Source organism: Pseudomonas sp. BIGb0558 (assembly GCF_024807515.1).
GTDB classification, from domain to species: domain Bacteria; phylum Pseudomonadota; class Gammaproteobacteria; order Pseudomonadales; family Pseudomonadaceae; genus Aquipseudomonas; species Aquipseudomonas yamanorum_A.
Genome location: NZ_JANUEW010000005.1, coordinates 208986 through 226120 on the forward strand (window position 1 = coordinate 208986; position 17135 = coordinate 226120).

A 17135-nucleotide genomic window follows, 5' to 3' on the forward strand; every position below is an offset into this window, starting at 1 on the left:
GCCATCTTCGAAGTAGTCCTACAGCCAAACCTCACACCCGAAAGGCACCGATCAACTGCTTCAGCTCGATCACCTGCAAGGACAACTGCCGGCTGGCCTCTTCGGTCTGGTGCGCGCCCTGCGCCGCGTGTTCACCGGCACGGTTGATTTCAACGATGTTCTGATCGATATCGTGGGCCACGGCGGTCTGCTGCTCGACGGCAGCGGCAATCTGCTGGTTCTGGTCGACGATCATGCCCACGGCGCCGAGGATATTTTCCAGAGCCTGCTGGACTTTTTCCGACTGGCCCACCGTGCCATTGGCCATCTCGTGACTGGTGCCCATGGCCTTCACCGCCGCGCCGACGCCGCTGTGGAGCTTGGCGATCATCTGCTCGATTTCCTCGGTGGAGTGCTGGGTGCGCCGGGCCAGGGTGCGCACCTCATCGGCCACCACGGCGAAACCGCGCCCTTGCTCACCGGCGCGCGCGGCCTCGATGGCGGCATTCAGCGCCAGCAGATTGGTTTGTTCGGCAATGCTCTTGATCACGTCCAGTACGCGGCTGATGGACTGGCTATCGATGGCCAGCTGGTTGATCACCCGCACCGATTGATCGATCTCCGAGGCCAACGCTGCGATGCTGCCTTGCTGGGACTGCACCAGGCCACGACCGCTGACGGTTTCATCGTTGACGCTGTGGGCGCTGCTGACCGCCGCTGCCGCGCTGCGGGCCACTTCCTGGGCAGTGGATGACATCTGGTTCATGGCGGTGGCCACTTGCTCGATCTGGCTGCGCTGGCCGGACACGGCCTGGTTGCTGCTGGCCGAAACCGACTCCACTTGCCCGGCCTGGTGTTCGACCTGGTTGACGGTGTGCCCTACCCGCTCGATCAAGTCATGGATCTTGGCCACAGTGCCGTTGAACACCTGGCCCAAGTCCCCCAGTTCGTCACGGCTGTGGGCGACGAAGGTGACGGTCATGTCGCCCGCCGCCACCTTGTCCATCATCGCTCCGAGGCGACGCAGGGTGGTGCGGGTGGAGGCGTAAAACCCGGCGTACAGGTAGAAGATCAGCAAAAACACCGACGACAGGGCTGCCACCAACCCGATCATGTGTGTGCGGTTTTCCGACAGGCGCTGCTCCAGTTGCTGCTCGAGGAACGCCAGGGTGGCTTCGTCCAACTGATAGGTCTTGGCCATCAATGTGCTGACTTCGTCGTAGAACCCTTGCCACGGGGCGTCCAGGGTTTCGGCCATGACGACCTGTTCTTCGAACAACTCACTGCCTTGCTTGAGGCTGGCTTTGCTCGCGTCCGCCAGGCTCGCCAGGGCGGCGTGAGCGGGTTTGCTGGCGCCGAGGGCGTCTTGCAGTTTCAGGCCATATTCGGCCTGGAGTTTTTCCAGTTGCTGCAGCAATTCATCAAAGCGGGTACTGGAAGATGAGTTGAGAAAGCCCTGGCCCAGCGAATAAGCCCCCATCGCCCGGCCTTCGCCCAGGGTCTGGGTGACGAGCGGAGTGACGCTGGTGATCAGTTCGCTGAGTTGGCGCAGGTCACCTTGGCGGTCACGGCTCAAGCCCGACTGGCTGGCAATGATCTGGCTGAGCATTTGCGCCTTGTTGAGGAGTTTGCCGATCAGCGCGCTTTTGCTGAGCAGCGAGGTTTCCTGTTGCTGGGCCTTGAACGCAGCGATCATTTCATCGCGTTTGCCTTCGAAGGCGGCGGCTTGTTCGGGGTCGGCGGACAGCGCCTGGAAGCTTTGCAGGCGCTGCAACAGGCTCTGTTCAAGGGCGACGATCTTGCCTTCGATATCACCGGCCTTGCCCGACTGGCCAAGAGTTGCGTTGATCTGCACCTGGTTGTTCAAGGTTTCCAGGTCGCGACGCAGGGCCAGGCTGCTGCCCAGCAGGTCGAGGCTTTGCAGCTCGATGCGGGTGCCCTGGAATTCACGCCAGGAATCACGCACCAGGTAGTAATTGGTAGCCAGCATGGGCAACAGGAACAGCACGCTGATCAGGCTGAACTTCATGCCGAAGGTCAGGCGGTTCATGAACGCGACGGCGGGATAGAGCAAGCTCTTCACAGGTGAACTCCCTTTTCTTTTATTTTTATTGAGGGCGCAGGGCGGCGGCAGATAGCCACTATTTGGCGCTCTGTCTGTATAGCTCAATTCGAAAAGGAGGTTTGTAACTTAAGGTTAACGAGGTAGGAGCGAGCTTGCTCGCGAAGAACGTCAACGATAACGCGCGCTATCTGGATGCACGCGGTGTCCTTGCGTTTTTCGCGAGCAAGCTCGCTCCTACAGGGGTGGATCAGGGCAGCACGGTCCAGATGGCGAAGCCGGCGTACCACAGCACGGCGGCGCGCAGCAGCAGTTCCCAGATTCGGTCGAGGCTGTTGATGCCCTCGGCGCCCACCACCGGCGGCGGGATTTCAGCGGCCACCAGGCCGACCTTGTCCACCAGTTGCGCCGCCGTGATGTCCCAGCTCAGCAGCTCATGCAGCATCACCCGGCCGACCGCCACAAAGTTGCCCACCAAGGCGAAACTTGCCGCCAGCAGGCGTACCGGCAACCAGTCGAAGGCATGGCGCAATTGCCCGGCACGTTCGGCTACCAGCGGGTTCTGGCTGTTTTCGGTGGCCAGCGCCAGCAGCCGGTAGGCCAGGGCCGCAACCGGTCCGAGGAGGAAGTACCAGAAAATCACCGCAAAGAAGCTTTGGTAGGCCTGCCACAACAGATGGCCCTGGACCCGTTCCAGCAACTGCTCGCCACTGTCGGCGCTGATGCTCAAGTCGCGCTCGGCCACATGCTCGGCGGCTTGCAGGTCACCCCGGCGCCAGGCATCCCGAAACGGTCCCAGCCCGGCCAATAGATCGCCACGGCCCAGGCTGTAGATCACCACCAGCAAATGCACCGGCAGCGCCAACAGGCCATAGGCGACGGGCTCCAGCACCAGCAACAACAGCGCGAGCAAGGCCACCGGCAGCAGTACCAGCAGGGCAAGGATCAGCCATGGCTGCTTCCCAAGGCTGGCGCTCGATTCCAGCTTGGCCAGCTCACGCAGCCAGCCGCCATCACGTTGTATACGCTGGCGCAGGGCCGAGAACTTCTCGATCCATACCGCCAGCACCAACACCAGAAAACTCATTGTGCGTGTCCTCCATCCTGCAAGGCGCTGCGAAAGCGCGCCCAATCAAAAGCGGGTCCGGGATCGGTCTTGCGTCCCGGGGCGATATCGCTATGGCCACAAATGCGCTGGCGGGTAATGCCCGGGTACGCCGCCAGCAACTGGCGCGTCAGGGTAATCAGGGATTGATACTGGGCATCGGTGAAAGGCAGGTCGTCCGTGCCTTCCAGCTCGATCCCCAAGGAAAAGTCGTTACAGGTCTCGCGGCCTTCAAAGCTGGATATACCGGCATGCCAGGCCCGGTCCCGACACGAGACAAACTGCGTCACCGCACCCTCACGCTCAATCAGAAAATGCGCAGAAACCCGTAGGTCGGCAATGCCTTCAAAGTAGGGATGTTCCGTGACATCCAGACGATTCTGGAAAAACTCGTGCACCTTGCCGGTGGCGAATTGCGCAGGCGGCAGGCTGATGTTGTGCACCACCAACAGGGAAATCTCGCCACCGGGGCGCTCGTTGAAGTTGGGCGAGGGGCAATGACGAATGCCCTGGCACCAACCGCTGGCGGGGTCCAACTGCATACAGGTTCCTTGAACGAGGCTGGGGTGACTCAGTATGCCGCGTTCCGCTGTCTGGTTGCGATCACTTGGCGCGATGAAGTTGACGCAGGTTGCCAATCACCGAGGCCAGGGCACGGTCGAACAGCAGCGCATCGTCCAGGGTTCGCACCGCGCCGCGCTTGAACTCCAATGCCAGTTCAACCGGGCTTCTTTCCAGAACCTTGAGGCCGGTTCGATTGACGAAAATACAGGTATTGCCCGGCGCAATAATCGCCGTCAGCTTGCAACGCAGGGTGTTTTCAGCGTCTTCCTGGAACTCGACCCAGCAACCGACCCGCAACTGGCGAGCCTTGAGCAGGTCGGGATCATCTTCCGGCAGGCTCACCGCAATGGCCGGTGCAGCCGGATGGAGGACGAATGCCTCGCGCACCTCGATCGGCGACAGCGAAGGTTGTTCGCCTGCGTCGCCCCGGAACGATTGAACATGCAGGGTTTGCAACTGGGTGAAAAAATCCCGGGTGATGAAGGGATCAAATGCCGCGCCGCTCAACCCATCCCGCAAGGCCTTGAGCAAGCCCGGTAACTGCTCCAGCAAGTGCCGGCCGGCTTCGGTGTCTTCGTTCAGGCCCACACTCCAGATCAACTCGTCCATGGTGCGCAGCCCGGCTGCCCATTGCGGCGAGTCATCGCCATGTTTCAGGCACGCCAGCAACAGCACCTGGCTCCAGGCTTGCTGCAGGAACTGCACGACGAACGCGGGCAGCATTTTGCCCAGCAACCGCCGATTGAGGGCCTCGGCCACCCGCTGACGGGCGATTTCGGTACGGGCGCGCCCCTCTTCCGCATCGCGGGTGCGTTGTTCCAGCAATTCGCTGCGGCGTCGCTCGTCATGGCTGAACGCGGTGAACTCCGCCAACAGCTGGGAGAAAATCGCCGGGTCATCCACAAAGTCGTTCAACAACCGCTGCACCACCTGCTCGATGTGCAGGTACAGGCTGTCACGCTGATAGTCGTCGCGTCGGCTCCAGCCCATGGCGGCCGCGGCGATTTCATTGAGCAGGCGCCGCGCCGGATGATTGGCGCGGCTGAAAAAGCTCTTGTCCAGTACCGCCACCTTCAGCATCGGAATCTGCAGGCGGGCAATCAACGCCTTGAGGGACTCGGGCACCGTGCCGTCGTTGAGGATGAACTCGAAGAGCATGGCGATCAGGTTGATCACATCCTCGTCAGCATCCTCCACCACCCGCGACTTGCCGCTCTTGACGCTGACTCGGGTCAGCAGCTGTTCAAGCTGGTTGCGCAGGTCGAAATCATCCTCGACCTCGGGCGCGGGCACATATTGCTGCAAATGGGAGAGCAGGCGCAGCAGGTCGCGGGTGGAAATCGGCTGGGTCTCGGCACTGGCCTCGAGGGTGGGGGCCACACTGCCGCGCACGGCAGACAACAACTCCTGCAGCGCCGCGAAGACTTCCTGCCCGCTGTCGTCGGCGGGATGTTCGGCAGCGGGGCGCGCGTCTTCGGGCAACTCAGCGGTGGCGACGGCACGCCGCGATGGCACGGCCTTGAGTTCGGGCAAGACGCCGGTGGCGATCAACAACTGATTGGCTTCGCCGTACAGCAGGTCGGCATCACTGAGGACGTATTTTTCAAACAGCTTGAGAATGATCAGCTTGACCCGGATTTCCACGCCAAGGCTGCGTCCCGCTTGCAGGAAGAACGCGCACAGCATCGCCGGGCCAAGGGGGTTGTCCCGATCGTCCAGCGGGTTGTCGAGCAGCGCGCTCAACCTGGCCGTCAACTGCCCAAGGGCCAGGCCATCACGGCGCAGCACCTTGCCAAGCATGGCCTCAAGGGCGACGGCTTTTTCCAGCTCATCGCCGGAAACACCAGGCACCGCGGTGTAGGACACCACCGGAATCAGTTGCAGGTCGCCGCGCTCCACAGTGCCAAGGTTGGCAAACGCCTCGTAGAGCTGCTCCATGAAGCCACGCTCGAAATTCTTGCGCTTGAGGCGCAAGTCGCGCATGGCTTCAAAGAAAATACCGTGGTCGACATTGCTGCGGGTCTTGTCGGCCATTTCGAACAAGGTGTCGTCGGCGTTATCAAACAGTTCCTGCAATCCCTGCCTGAGTTGCTGCGCCGCCTTGTCACGGACCTGAAGCAACACCACCGGCAGGCGGGCAAGCGGCGATGGCGTTGCCCGTGCCTTATTGATCGGCACCACCTTCCCGTCATTGTGCATCCTGGCCTCCTGAAACGGCGGTATTCGATTGTGTGAAAGATCGGTGCAGTCACGGAGCAAACACCCCGGAACACTGCGAAAATCGGGCTATCACTGCGACGTCAAAGCTATGACGCCAATTGCAAGGCGCGAGATTATCTTGCAAATGGGGGTTGTTGCGCCAGCAAACTCTGTGATGGCCGCGCAAATGAGCAGCACAAGCCGCGTCAGGGGTACTTGCTTGCCTTGGGTTCAGGCCCGCCCTGCCCCTATAATCCAGGCACTTTGTTTGTGGAGCCTGTTATGCCCAATCTTCGTCTAGCCGACCTGACCGCCGAAATCGAAGCCAACGTGCGTCGCGCACTGCTGGAAGACATCGGCAGTGGGGATATCACCGCACAACTGATCCCGGCCGAACGCCTGGCCAAGGCCACGATCATTACGCGCGATGCCGCCGTTATCAGCGGCACGGCCTGGGTGGATGCGGTGTTTCGCCAGCTGGACCCGCGCGTTGCGGTGCATTGGCAGGTGCGCGACGGTGAGCGCGTCAGCCCGAACCAGGCGCTGTTTCACCTGGAAGGCCCGGCCCGTTCGCTGCTCAGTGGCGAGCGTTGTGCGCTGAATTTCCTGCAACTGCTGTCAGGCGTTGCCACCCGCGCCCAATATTTGGCGGACTTTGTCGCGTCTACCCAAGTCAAGCTGCTGGACACCCGCAAGACCCTGCCCGGCCTGCGCCTGGCGCAGAAGTACGCGGTGACCTGCGGCGGTTGCCATAACCATCGCATCGGCCTGTATGACGCGTTCCTGATCAAGGAAAACCACATCGCGGCCTGCGGTGGCATTGCCCAGGCCATCAGCGCCGCCCACAAGATCGCCCCGGGCAAGCCGGTGGAAATCGAAGTGGAAAGCCTGGAGGAACTGCGCGAAGCATTGGCGGCGGGCGCCGACATCATCATGCTCGATGAGCTGAGCCTGGATGACATGCGCGAAGCGGTGCGCCTGAACGGCGGCAAGGCCAAGCTGGAGGCCAGCGGCGGAATTAACGAAAGCACCTTGCTGCCCATCGCTGAAACCGGCGTGGACTACATCTCCATCGGAGCGATGACCAAGGATGTGAAGGCGGTGGATTTGTCGATGCGGTTGAGTCTCTGAAACGCCTTTAAATGTAAGCGCATGCTTTTGTGGCGAGGGAGCTTGCTCCCGCTGGGTTGCGAAGCGACCCCAAAAACCTTGGGAGCGCTGCGCACTCCAGCGGGAGCAAGCTCCCTCGCCACATTAAACTTGTGTCAGATCGCGAGATTATTCATCCCGCAATACTCGTTCCAGTCGACACCCAGCACCTCGGCAGCCTCCTTGTGCAACGCCAGGCGCGCCGCCTCGAACGCTTCGGGGGTGGAGGTGTACTTCAGGGTCAATTCCCATGGCTGCAGGCCCTGAGCCTCGGCCTCATCCTCAAATGCCCATTGGATCTGGTCCCTTTGATCATCGGCGCTCAGGTCCTTGATCTCATCCAGCAGTTCCGGCGACTCCGCCACGTACTTTTTGAGGGCTGCTTCGTGCCGCGCTTCCTGGGTCATTTCTTGTGTGGTCATGTCGTTCTCTTAGATCGAGGAATGGGGATGCATCTGGGTCATCAAGGTCGCGCAGATACAAAAGAACAGGCATGAATACCGGTTCGTCTGGCCTTCAGAACCATTCTGGGATCATCTGAAAACTGTGTTGCCTTTTTGCCCGAGACAGGAATCGAACCTGCGACCTTCGCGTTACGAGTGCGCTGCTCTACCGACTGAGCTACACGGGCGGTGGGCTAAAGCTAGCACTGCCTTGGACGTCCGGCAACTCACTGCTTTTCGAGGGCAATCACGCCCTGCACCCAAAAGCGTGGCTGCAGATGACCGTCACTCAGTTTCATATAGTGCTCGCTACGTTGCGTGAGGTGGGGCACGTCACGAGTCGCGACGAACACCAGCAAGCCGATGGCCACGACACTCGCCGCCAGCCAGGTCCTGTAAAATATCGGCGCCGGCGCGACCGGTGGAGTTCGCCACACATGCAATGCCATCAACCAGCCCACCACCAACGCCAGCCAGAGTTGCGAAACGGGCATCACAATCACCCCGTCCACCATGGACTGGGTCAAAGCCCCCACCAGTGCGCCAAACAGACACAGGCGCAGCAGATCCACGGGCGCCAACGACAACGCACGCTCACGCAACACACCCACCGTTGCCCAACTCGCCCGCGCAACCAACACGATCACACACAGGGCCGACGGTACGCCCCATTCGCTGGCCCACTGCAGGAGCGCCTGGTGAGGATGCGCGGCAATGTCGTTGGCGATGTCGGCGAAATGCATCGGCCCGAAGCCCAGCCAAGGCCGCTCAACGATCATGCTCCAGGCCTGCCACCAGATGGGCCCACGCCCCGACAAACTGGTCGTCAGGCGGTCTGCGGCAGCATTGGAAACTTCAAGCCCCAGGTAGCCGGCCAGCACACTGAACACCCACCAATACAGCAATAACCCGCAGGCCAGCGCCGCCAACTGCCAGGCCAGCCAGCGCCGCCCCGACGCTCCAAAAAACACCAGCATGGAGCCGGCGATGCCCATACCGAGCCACGTGCCACGGGTGCCGCCAGCGATCGCGATCAGCCACCAGGCACAGAGCAGCGCAAACACCATTGCCCGCGCTGTACGCGAGGTAGTTGAAATCAGCAAGGGAAGTGCCAACAGCGGCAGGGTGAAGGTCTGGAATTGCCCATAAAAGCGCTTATTGGAAAACCCCGAAAGCAACAGATCCGGGTCCAATATCGCTGCACCGCTGGAAAACGCGAGGATGCCAGCATGCAGATACTGAATACTTTTGATCAGGCACAGCAACAATACGAACAGGATCAACACGCGATCCAGGGACTCATCCCCCTTGCGCCTGACCCGGCTGAAAGTAACGGCAATGGCGCAACAACTGATTGCCAGCGCCAGCTCGGTCAAGGCCCAGACCGGCTGATGGGCCAATACGGCAGAAGCCAGGCCTATCACACCAATCAGTAACACTCCGACGGCTGTCGGCCTATCGACGCATCGGTCTGCCCGCGGCAGGCACAGCCCATACACCACGGCACACACCGCCACCGATATCTGCACCACACGTTGCCAGTCGTGACTGCTGAAAGGCGCGCAAATAGCCAGGGTCAGCAAACACATCACCACGACGAGGAATGTGCTCCCCCGCTGCTGGACAGACAACGTCATCGGCAACCTCTACTTCCTTGTGGCGGATGTGGAGCGGTTTACGCAAGCGCTCTCCATTGTTGGCTAAACAGTAGACGACCTTGCGATCATGCGCCGCCGGAGGCGCACCCTTTGGCAGCGTATTGATCTTCTGCCGTGGTGACGCACTTCCAGCCGGTTGTGGCGCTGCGGGTCAAGGTGATGCTCTTGCCCAGGACCGGTGCGGGTGCATCGAGGATTTCGCAGGCAATGGTGCCGGCACCGGTGGCGACATCGCCGGTCACGTCAATCTTGCAGTTGGCGGTGGGGCTGGTCCCGCCAATCAACGCCAGGGTCGGCGGCGTACCTTGGTTCAGCGTGTCTTCAAAGCCCGCCTTCAACGCGGAGATTTCAGCCAGCCCGGCAGTGAACTTGGCCTTGGCCTGGTGCTTGGTGTACATGGGCAGGCCGATGGTGGCCAAAATGCCGATGACCGCCACGACGATCAACAATTCGATCAAGGTAAAGCCTTTCTGACGCATCACATTCACTCTCCAGAATAAAACCTGTCGCAAGGTGCATCCTGCACCCCGTCTCGGTAACCGCGCCAGTGTACTCATCCCCGCGCAGCCAATCCTGTACAAGACGCACAAACTGACATTTTTTCGCTCAAGACGCCCAGGCCCCAATCCGTCACCTGACTAAGCTATAAAACTTCCACTGTCGGCGTGCGGAACTGCGAAATGAATGATGTTTCAGCGATCTATGCCTGGGAAGGCGTCAACCGCAAAGGGCGCAAAGTATCTGGAGAAACCAGTGGCCATAATCCTGCATTGATCAAGGCCCTGTTACGCCAGCAAGGGATCAGCCCCGGGCGGGTGCGGAAAAAATTCAGGGGTTGGCCGAGCCTAGCAGCTCCGGTCAAATCGACAGAGATCGCCCTCTTCACCCGCCAGTTGGCAACGCTGCTAAAGGCCGGCATTGCACTGTTGCAGGCGCTGGACATCATTACCGAAGGGGTCGAAAACCGGCACATGCGGGCACTGGTACAAGGTTTGAAACAGGAGATCGCCGCCGGCAGCAGCCTGGCAGCCGCGCTGCAAAAACAGCCACGCTACTTCGATGAGCTGTACTGCAATCTGATCGTAGCAGGCGAGCAGGCGGGCGCGCTCGAAGCACTGCTGGAACGGGTCGCCATTCACCTGGAAAAAAGCCAGCAGCTGAAAGCCAAAATCAAGAAAGCCATGACCTATCCCATCACGGTGCTGGCAGTCGCCACCGTGGTCAGCGCGATCTTGCTGATACACGTCGTGCCGCAGTTCCAAAGCCTGTTTGCCGGCGTCGATGCGCCACTGCCGGGCTTTACCCTGGGCGTCATCAGCCTGTCGGAGTTCATCCAGCAAAACGGGTGGGTGCTGATGCTGGCCGCAGGAACCAGTTTCATCGGGTTGCGCAAAGCCTATGGTGCATCCACGGGCTTTCGCTACTGGCTCGATGCCAGTTTGTTGAAAGCCCCCGTGGCAGGCACACTGCTGAAAAAGTCGGCGGTCGCCCGTTACGCCCGTACGCTCTCCACCACCTTTGCTGCCGGTGTACCGTTGGTGCAAGCACTGGACTCAGTGGCCGGCGCCACGGGCAATGGGCTGTTCAAACAGGCAATCAATCGCATGCGGCACGACGTATCAACCGGAACCCAATTGAATGAATCCATGGCCACAAGCGGTCTGTTTCCTGGCATGGCGATCCAGATGACCGCTATCGGCGAGGAGTCGGGCACCCTCGACACCATGCTGGAAAAAGTCGCCAGCCACTACGAAGCCGACGTCGACAATCTGGTGGACAACCTCACCAGCCTGATGGAACCGCTGATCATGGTGGTACTCGGGGGCATCGTCGGGGCCTTGGTACTCGCCATGTACCTGCCGATCTTCCAGCTCGGTACTGCCTTTTGAGCACGCCATTGACTGAAATCCTGGTTTATCAGCCATGGGTGTTCGTATCGGCTGCGCTGGTGCTGGGCCTGATTGTCGGCAGTTTTCTCAACGTGCTGGTATGGCGCCTGCCGAAGATGCTGGAGCGCGAATGGCGAGCCCAGGCCCATGAAGTCCTTGGCCTGCCCGCCGAGCCGGTGGCCGCCCCCTACAACCTGATGCGGCCCAACTCCTGCTGCCCCCACTGCAACCACCCGATTCGGCCCTGGGAGAATATCCCGCTGCTCAGCTACCTGCTGCTCAAGGGGCGGTGCTCGAGCTGCCATCAACCGATCGGCGCGCGCTATCCGTTCACCGAGTTGGCATGTGGATTGATCTCGGCGGTTGTCGCCTGGCATTTCGGCTTTGGCTGGGAGGCCGGCGCAGTGCTGGTATTGAGCTGGGGCCTGCTGGCAATGAGCCTGATCGACGTAGACCACCAACTGCTGCCGGACGCACTGATACTGCCATTGCTGTGGCTGGGATTGATCCTCAACAGCTTCGGCGCTTTTGTGTCGTTGCCCGATGCGTTATGGGGCGCGGTAGCCGGTTACATGAGCCTGTGGTCGGTTTTCTGGCTGTTCAAGCTGATCACCGGCAAGGACGGTATGGGGTACGGTGATTTCAAGCTGCTGGCAATGCTCGGTGCCTGGGGCGGCTGGCAAATCCTGCCGATGACGCTGCTGCTGTCATCCATGGTGGGCGTGATGGGTGGCCTGATTCTATTGCGCCTGCGCAAAGCCCAAGCCTCCACGCCAATGCCTTTTGGTCCGTATCTGGCAATTGCCGGCTGGATTGCATTGCTCTGGGGTGGTCAAATAACCGACTTCTATTTGCAGTCTGTCGGTTTCAGATGACCACTTCTGTTGCAACACCCTGGATTCTTGGCCTCACTGGCGGCATCGGCAGTGGCAAAAGCGCGGCAGCCGAACACTTCGTGCGGCTTGGCGTGGACTTGATTGACGCCGACCACGCCGCGCGCTGGGTCGTCGAACCCGGGCGCCCTGCCCTGGTGCAGATTGCCGCGCATTTCGGTGCGGGCGTGCTGCAACCTGACGGGCAACTGGACCGCGGGGCGTTGCGCAAGCTGATCTTTGAAGTACCCAACGAGCGCCGTTGGCTGGAGGCTTTACTGCACCCGCTGATCAACGAGGAGATTCGCAGCCATCTGGCCCGCGCACAATCGCCTTACGCGATCCTGGTGTCACCGTTGCTGATCGAGTCCGGCCAGTACACCATGACCCAGCGCGTGCTGGTTATCGACGTGCCGCAATCGTTGCAGATTCAGCGTACCCTGCAGCGCGATGGCATCAGCGAAGAGCAGGTGCAGGCGATTCTCAAGGCCCAGGCCACCCGTGAAGACCGCCTGCGCCATGCCGATGACGTGCTGGTCAACGACCAGGACCTGGCCCGGCTGCATGCCGAGGTCGAGCGACTGCACCACTTTTACCTTACTTTGCGTGGAGGCCGATCATGAGCCAACCCTTGACCGTCGAATGCCCAACCTGCGGCGCGCCCGTGGAATGGAAAGCGACCAACCCCAACCGCCCGTTCTGCTCGGACCGTTGCAAACTGATCGACCTGGGCGCCTGGGCGTCGGAAGAACACAAGATTCCGGTCAGCCCGGACGCCGAGGACGAACTGTTCTCCGAAGACTTTCAGCCCAAACACTAAGGCCGCATAAAGCCATAGTCCTGCTGGTCGTCGAGATTCTCTGCAAGGTATTGCAGCTCGTCGGCCAGGTCTTCAAAACTGCGTACGCCCTTGCTCTGCTGCACCACCGCGCTGAGCATGGCGCGCAGGGTCAAGCCCGGGTCAAAGCCGATTTCCTGCGCCGCGTCCTGGCTTCTGCGTAACTCCTGCCGTGCCCACTCGTACACACTCATGATTCCGTGCTCCTGGAAATTTTGCAGAGCATGCGACCACTCACGTGTACAGGATTTGACCTGGATCAAGGCCGTGGATCGTCGTCCTTCCAGGGCGCCGAGAGGTAGCGGGTGCGGTTGAATGTCTCCAGCCACTCAGGGCAAAACACCACCAGGGCGCTGATCACCATGCCGTTGATAAAGGCCTCGGGGAAAATGATCAGCCACAGGTAGCCGACGAAATCCTCGATCCACTCCGGCATCGCGAAACGGCCGTCGAACCATAGCAACCCCAGGCCAACCAGCAGGCACAGCAACGCCGACAGCGCGGCGGCGAAAAAGCCCGAACAGAAGATATACACAAAGGGGTTACGCGGTTTCGCCCGTTCCACCAGCAGCGCACAGCCTTCGGTGACCAGCACCGGCAACAGGATCAACAGCATGCCGTTGATGCCCACGGCGGCCAGGTCCTGGCGACCGAGCAACACCAGGCCCAACTGCGCGGCAAACCCGCCGACGATGGCCAGGGGCCAATCAAGCAACAAGGTCACGGCGGTCATGCCGATGAAGTGGTAGGACACACCGGTGTCGAAATCCCGGCGCACCAACCACAACATAAACAGCGCAAACACGGTACCAAACAGTAAATGCTGGCGCCGCCGGTCGGCAAACAGTTCGACCCACGGCGAACGCAGGAGCGCCCACATCACTACCGGCGCATACAGCAGCCAGCCGATGCTGAGGGTTTCCGGCGCCAGCACCGCTGCGCTGATCACGGCTGCACCTGCTCCAGGGCCTGGCGCAGTTCAGCGGCGGAAGCGTATTCGTGCTGCGCCACCAGCGTGCCGTGGTTCAGTTGCAGCCACAGGACTTTATCCACAGGCGCCGGATAGCGCGGCGTTATGCGCGCATCGCGGTCGAGCATGACGCGATAGTTGTAGGCCTGCATCGCCGGCACCGCGAACAGCTTCGCAATCAGCCGGGGCATACGCTGGATATCCGCGAGAAACACGGTATGCCGCGCCTCCAGATAACCCTTGGGCTGGCCTTGCAGCGCCGCATCGACGATTTTGGCCGCGTCCATGCTGCGGGCGACGAGCAGGGTTTGCGCCTGGTCATCCAGGGTGTACGCCTGGTCGAACTGGTCAAGCAACGTCCAGGGTGCAACACGCTCACCGACCTCGACGGCCTGGGCCCACAAGGGCAGAAGACTCAAGAACAGCACCACAAAAAACTTCACTGCACGCACCTCTCAGCACGGGAAACTGTCGAGCGACAAGTCTACACCGACCTTTTGACCCGGGACTTCCTGCGGTCATCATTTGGACGCTAAGCTGGTGACATGGATGACTCAGATTATTTGCGCCTGCTCACCGTAGCGGCCGAACAAGCCAACGCGTTCCTGTCCAATGCCCGCAAATGGGAGCGTGAGCGTTGGGTCTGCCAGCGCCTGTTGCAAGGCTTGAACGTGCCCTACCGTGCCGAAGAATTCCACGCCGCCGGGCAAGAGCCGCCGGATGTGCTGTTTCGCGACGCCAGTTTCGAGGTGTTTTTCGTACTCGACGAAGGCCGGCGCCTGAACGACGAGTGGCGCGACGAACTGTTGCGTCGACGCAGTGCCTTTTCCCTGAGCCAACTGGTTCGGCGCGAAGCCAAGCCGCGGCGCATTCCCGCCCACGAATTCCTGCTGCGCCTGGCACCCACCCTGCGCAAGAAGGCTCATAACTATAAGGAGCGCGGGATGGACCTGGGGGAGCTGGACCTGATCGCCTTCGCCAGTCTCAAGCGCGAAGTGCTGGACCTCAACAGCCATTTTCCACCGCCCACCGAGTACCTGCGCCAGGGCTGGCGCTCGTTGTCCCTGGTCGGCCCGACCTTTGCCCGCGTATTGTTTGCTCATCCGGACGCTCCGGACTTCTTGCGCAACAATCTGGGGCGCAGCATAGTGTTCGATGTGGGCATCAGCCTGTGATCGGGTTGGCGACTATGCTTCCTGCAATGCCGCCAATCACACGACTGTAACGTGGCGCCCTTTAGCAACGTCTACCTGACGAGGCCTTTATGACCAGCCGCCTGAACCCCGACGACCAACAGCATGTCGAAGAGTACCTGCAACTGTCCCAGAACCAAGTCGAGCGCAAGCCTTTCCGGCCCTGGCTGCTCCTTGCCGTGGTGCTGGTTGCAGTGATCGGCATGGGTTTGCTGAGCCGCCTTTTGAGTTACCTGACGCTATGAGCTGCCTTGCGCTCGCACGGGTAACCGCACCGATTTCTTTTAGCCTTGCGAGATATCCCCATGACCCATCGTATTATTATCGTCGGCGGCGGCGCCGGCGGCCTGGAGTTGGCTACCCGCCTGGGTAAGACTCTGGGCAAGCGCGGCACCGCCAGCATCACGCTGGTGGACGCCAACCTTACCCATATCTGGAAACCCTTGCTCCACGAGGTGGCGGCCGGTTCGCTGAACTCTTCGGAAGATGAACTCAATTATGTTGCCCAGGCCAAATGGAACCACTTCGAGTTCCAGCTGGGGCGTATGAGCGGGCTTGATCGCGAGCAGAAAAAAATCCAGCTGGCCGCCACCCTCGACGAAGAAGGCCGGGAACTGGTGCCTGCGCGCGTGCTGGGCTATGACAGCCTGGTGATCGCGGTCGGCAGCACCACCAATGACTTCGGCACCGAGGGCGCAGCGCAACACTGCCTGTTCCTCGACACCCGCAAACAGGCCGAGCGTTTCCACCAGCAGTTGCTCAACCACTATCTGCGGGCCCATGCCGGGCAAACGGATGTGGTGGAGCAGATCAGCGTCGCCATCGTCGGTGCCGGTGCTACCGGGGTCGAGCTGGCCGCCGAGCTGCATAACGCGGCCCATGAACTGGCGGCCTACGGCCTGGACAAGATCAAACCGGAAAACATGCACATCACCCTGATCGAAGCCGGCCCACGGGTGCTGCCTGCCCTGCCGGAGCGTATCGGCGGGCCGGTGCACAAAACCCTGGAGAAACTTGGGGTGACCGTACTGACCAACTCCGCCGTAAGTGAAGTGACTGCCGACGCCCTGATCACCAGCAGCGGCCAGGTGATTCCCGCCAGCCTCAAGGTCTGGGCTGCGGGGATTCGCGCGCCTGGGTTCCTCAAGGATATCGACGGCCTGGAAACCAACCGCATCAACCAGCTGCAAGTGCTGCCGACCCTGCAAACCACTCGCGACGAGAACATCTTCGCCTTTGGTGACTGCGCGGCCTGTCCGCAACCTGGCACCGATCGCAACGTGCCGCCACGGGCCCAGGCAGCTCACCAGCAGGCGTCCTTGCTGGCCAAGTCGCTGAAACTGCGGATCGAGGGCAAGGACCTGCCGTCGTACAAGTACACCGACTACGGTTCGCTGATCTCGCTGTCGCGTTTTTCGGCGGTGGGTAACTTGATGGGCAACCTGACGGGCAGCGTGATGCTGGAAGGCTGGCTGGCGCGGATGTTCTATGTGTCGCTGTACCGCATGCACCAGATGGCGCTGTATGGCTTCTTCCGCACGGCGATGCTGATGCTGGGGAGCAAGATTGGGCGAGGGACCGAGCCGCGCCTTAAATTGCACTGATAACACGGCCCCGGATGGGGCGCGGTTAGTGTGGGAGCGGGCTTGCTCGCTCCCACATTTTTTTGTGGTGAACCCAGGATTTTCGCGCACAAAAAAAAATCCCCGTATCTTTCGATACGAGGATTTTTAATATGGTCGGGGTAAGGGGATTCGAACTCCTGACATCCTGCTCCCAAAGCAGGCGCGCTACCGGACTGCGCTATACCCCGGTAAAAAAAAGGCGACCTTTCAGTCGCCTTCTTCGATCAGCGCTTTTGGCCTCTGATCTTAAGATTCGATTCCAGCGTTAACTGGTCTCAAAAATGGTGGGTCGTGTGGGATTCGAACCTACGACCAATTGGTTAAAAGCCAACTGCTCTACCAACTGAGCTAACGACCCAAATATGGTCGGGGTAAGGGGATTCGAACTCCTGACATCCTGCTCCCAAAGCAGGCGCGCTACCGGACTGCGCTATACCCCGGTTTGAAATTGGCTCCGTGACCAGGACTCGAACCTGGGACCCAATGATTAACAGTCATTTGCTCTACCGACTGAGCTATCACGGAACTACATATTTCAAAGTGTTACGTTGTTGCTTGTTACCTTCTCTTCGTCGCTTCCGTATCGCTA

At 60.6% G+C, this 17135-nt stretch carries 18 protein-coding genes, 5 tRNA genes and 1 pseudogene; 8 read left to right on the forward strand and 16 right to left on the reverse strand.

Annotated elements, in window-relative coordinates:
* Positions 1 to 31: 31 nt before the first annotated feature.
* The 5 genes and pseudogenes from M2400_RS33535 to M2400_RS10060 form a co-directional block, all read right to left on the reverse strand.
* Positions 32 to 961 (reverse strand): methyl-accepting chemotaxis protein, encoded by a 930-nt coding sequence (locus M2400_RS33535; RefSeq protein ID WP_405046171.1) that lies wholly within the window; start codon positions 959 to 961, stop codon positions 32 to 34.
* Positions 938 to 2029, reverse strand: a pseudogene (locus tag M2400_RS33540) (methyl-accepting chemotaxis protein); the annotation flags it as partial. The gene M2400_RS33535 and the pseudogene M2400_RS33540, both read right to left, overlap by 24 nt.
* A gap of 262 nt (positions 2030 to 2291) precedes the next feature.
* Complete coding sequence (ampE, locus tag M2400_RS10050; RefSeq protein WP_177043398.1) at positions 2292 to 3128, reverse strand: regulatory signaling modulator protein AmpE; 837 nt, start codon at positions 3126 to 3128, stop codon at positions 2292 to 2294.
* Positions 3125 to 3688 carry a 1,6-anhydro-N-acetylmuramyl-L-alanine amidase AmpD gene (gene ampD, locus M2400_RS10055; protein WP_177043397.1) on the reverse strand — a complete coding sequence of 188 codons (564 nt, stop codon included), beginning with the start codon at positions 3686 to 3688 and terminating at the stop codon, positions 3125 to 3127. Before ampD ends, ampE begins: the two co-directional genes overlap by 4 nt.
* Before the next feature lie 61 nt (positions 3689 to 3749).
* Positions 3750 to 5909, reverse strand: a complete 2160-nt coding sequence (locus tag M2400_RS10060; RefSeq protein WP_259195884.1) for a DUF1631 domain-containing protein — start codon at positions 5907 to 5909, stop codon at positions 3750 to 3752.
* Positions 5910 to 6191: 282 nt separating this feature from the next.
* On the opposite strand from M2400_RS10060, the gene nadC reads away from it, so the two are divergent.
* On the forward strand, positions 6192 to 7040 hold the full coding sequence (gene nadC / locus M2400_RS10065; protein ID WP_177043395.1) for a carboxylating nicotinate-nucleotide diphosphorylase: 849 nt from the start codon (positions 6192 to 6194) through the stop codon (positions 7038 to 7040).
* Between the two features lie 134 nt (positions 7041 to 7174).
* Here nadC and M2400_RS10070 read toward each other — a convergent pair whose 3' ends face one another.
* The 4 genes from M2400_RS10070 to M2400_RS10085 form a co-directional block, all read right to left on the reverse strand.
* Positions 7175 to 7480 carry a DUF6388 family protein gene (locus tag M2400_RS10070; protein ID WP_008437299.1) on the reverse strand — a complete coding sequence of 102 codons (306 nt, stop codon included), beginning with the start codon at positions 7478 to 7480 and terminating at the stop codon, positions 7175 to 7177.
* Between the two features lie 136 nt (positions 7481 to 7616).
* Positions 7617 to 7689 (reverse strand) — tRNA-Thr (locus M2400_RS10075).
* A gap of 39 nt (positions 7690 to 7728) precedes the next feature.
* On the reverse strand, positions 7729 to 9138 hold the full coding sequence (locus M2400_RS10080) for an O-antigen ligase (RefSeq protein WP_259195885.1): 1410 nt from the start codon (positions 9136 to 9138) through the stop codon (positions 7729 to 7731).
* An 86-nt stretch (positions 9139 to 9224) separates the two neighbouring features.
* Entirely contained in the window at positions 9225 to 9638 is a 414-nt protein-coding gene (locus M2400_RS10085; protein WP_310503526.1) for a pilin, read from the reverse strand.
* Positions 9639 to 9839: 201 nt separating this feature from the next.
* On the opposite strand from M2400_RS10085, the gene M2400_RS10090 reads away from it, so the two are divergent.
* The 4 genes from M2400_RS10090 to yacG are packed head-to-tail and all read left to right on the forward strand — an operon-like array spanning position 9840 to position 12740.
* On the forward strand, positions 9840 to 11048 hold the full coding sequence (locus M2400_RS10090) for a type II secretion system F family protein (protein WP_259195889.1): 1209 nt from the start codon (positions 9840 to 9842) through the stop codon (positions 11046 to 11048).
* Positions 11045 to 11923 (forward strand): A24 family peptidase, encoded by an 879-nt coding sequence (locus tag M2400_RS10095; protein ID WP_371321478.1) that lies wholly within the window; start codon positions 11045 to 11047, stop codon positions 11921 to 11923. Before M2400_RS10090 ends, M2400_RS10095 begins: the two co-directional genes overlap by 4 nt.
* On the forward strand, positions 11920 to 12543 hold the full coding sequence (gene coaE / locus M2400_RS10100) for a dephospho-CoA kinase (RefSeq protein ID WP_177077955.1): 624 nt from the start codon (positions 11920 to 11922) through the stop codon (positions 12541 to 12543). The genes M2400_RS10095 and coaE overlap by 4 nt, the downstream gene beginning before the upstream one ends.
* On the forward strand, positions 12540 to 12740 hold the full coding sequence (gene yacG, locus M2400_RS10105) for a DNA gyrase inhibitor YacG (RefSeq protein ID WP_010174995.1): 201 nt from the start codon (positions 12540 to 12542) through the stop codon (positions 12738 to 12740). The genes coaE and yacG overlap by 4 nt, the downstream gene beginning before the upstream one ends.
* On the opposite strand, the gene M2400_RS10110 is transcribed toward yacG, so the two are convergent.
* The 3 genes from M2400_RS10110 to M2400_RS10120 all read right to left on the reverse strand — a co-directional run bounded on the left by M2400_RS10110 (position 12737) and on the right by M2400_RS10120 (position 14171).
* Positions 12737 to 12952 (reverse strand): hypothetical protein, encoded by a 216-nt coding sequence (locus M2400_RS10110; RefSeq protein ID WP_003215917.1) that lies wholly within the window; start codon positions 12950 to 12952, stop codon positions 12737 to 12739. The genes yacG and M2400_RS10110 overlap by 4 nt on opposite strands.
* Before the next feature lie 65 nt (positions 12953 to 13017).
* On the reverse strand, positions 13018 to 13707 hold the full coding sequence (locus tag M2400_RS10115) for an energy-coupling factor ABC transporter permease (protein ID WP_177043390.1): 690 nt from the start codon (positions 13705 to 13707) through the stop codon (positions 13018 to 13020).
* Positions 13704 to 14171: an FAD/FMN-containing dehydrogenase gene (locus tag M2400_RS10120; RefSeq protein ID WP_177077957.1), complete on the reverse strand. Its 468-nt coding sequence runs from the start codon at positions 14169 to 14171 to the stop codon at positions 13704 to 13706. The genes M2400_RS10115 and M2400_RS10120 overlap by 4 nt, the downstream gene beginning before the upstream one ends.
* Before the next feature lie 102 nt (positions 14172 to 14273).
* Between M2400_RS10120 and M2400_RS10125 the strand changes: the two genes are divergently transcribed.
* The 3 genes from M2400_RS10125 (at position 14274) to M2400_RS10135 (ending at position 16525) form a co-directional block, all read left to right on the forward strand.
* A complete protein-coding gene (locus M2400_RS10125; protein ID WP_008437312.1) occupies positions 14274 to 14903 on the forward strand; it encodes a DUF1780 domain-containing protein in 630 nt (209 codons plus the stop codon).
* Between the two features lie 89 nt (positions 14904 to 14992).
* The gene (locus M2400_RS10130; RefSeq protein ID WP_177043388.1) at positions 14993 to 15166 is read left to right on the forward strand and encodes a DUF3094 family protein; all 174 of its coding nucleotides are present in this window, start codon (positions 14993 to 14995) and stop codon (positions 15164 to 15166) included.
* 60 nt (positions 15167 to 15226) lie between these two features.
* Entirely contained in the window at positions 15227 to 16525 is a 1299-nt protein-coding gene (locus M2400_RS10135) for an NAD(P)/FAD-dependent oxidoreductase (RefSeq protein ID WP_177043387.1), read from the forward strand.
* A gap of 132 nt (positions 16526 to 16657) precedes the next feature.
* On the opposite strand, the gene M2400_RS10140 is transcribed toward M2400_RS10135, so the two are convergent.
* The 4 genes from M2400_RS10140 to M2400_RS10155 form a co-directional block, all read right to left on the reverse strand.
* Positions 16658 to 16734 (reverse strand) — tRNA-Pro (locus M2400_RS10140).
* Between the two features lie 94 nt (positions 16735 to 16828).
* Positions 16829 to 16904, reverse strand: a tRNA-Lys gene (locus M2400_RS10145).
* Between the two features lie 5 nt (positions 16905 to 16909).
* Positions 16910 to 16986: transfer RNA gene (locus M2400_RS10150), tRNA-Pro, on the reverse strand.
* Between the two features lie 9 nt (positions 16987 to 16995).
* Positions 16996 to 17071, reverse strand: a tRNA-Asn gene (locus M2400_RS10155).
* Between the last annotated feature and the right edge of the window lie 64 nt (positions 17072 to 17135).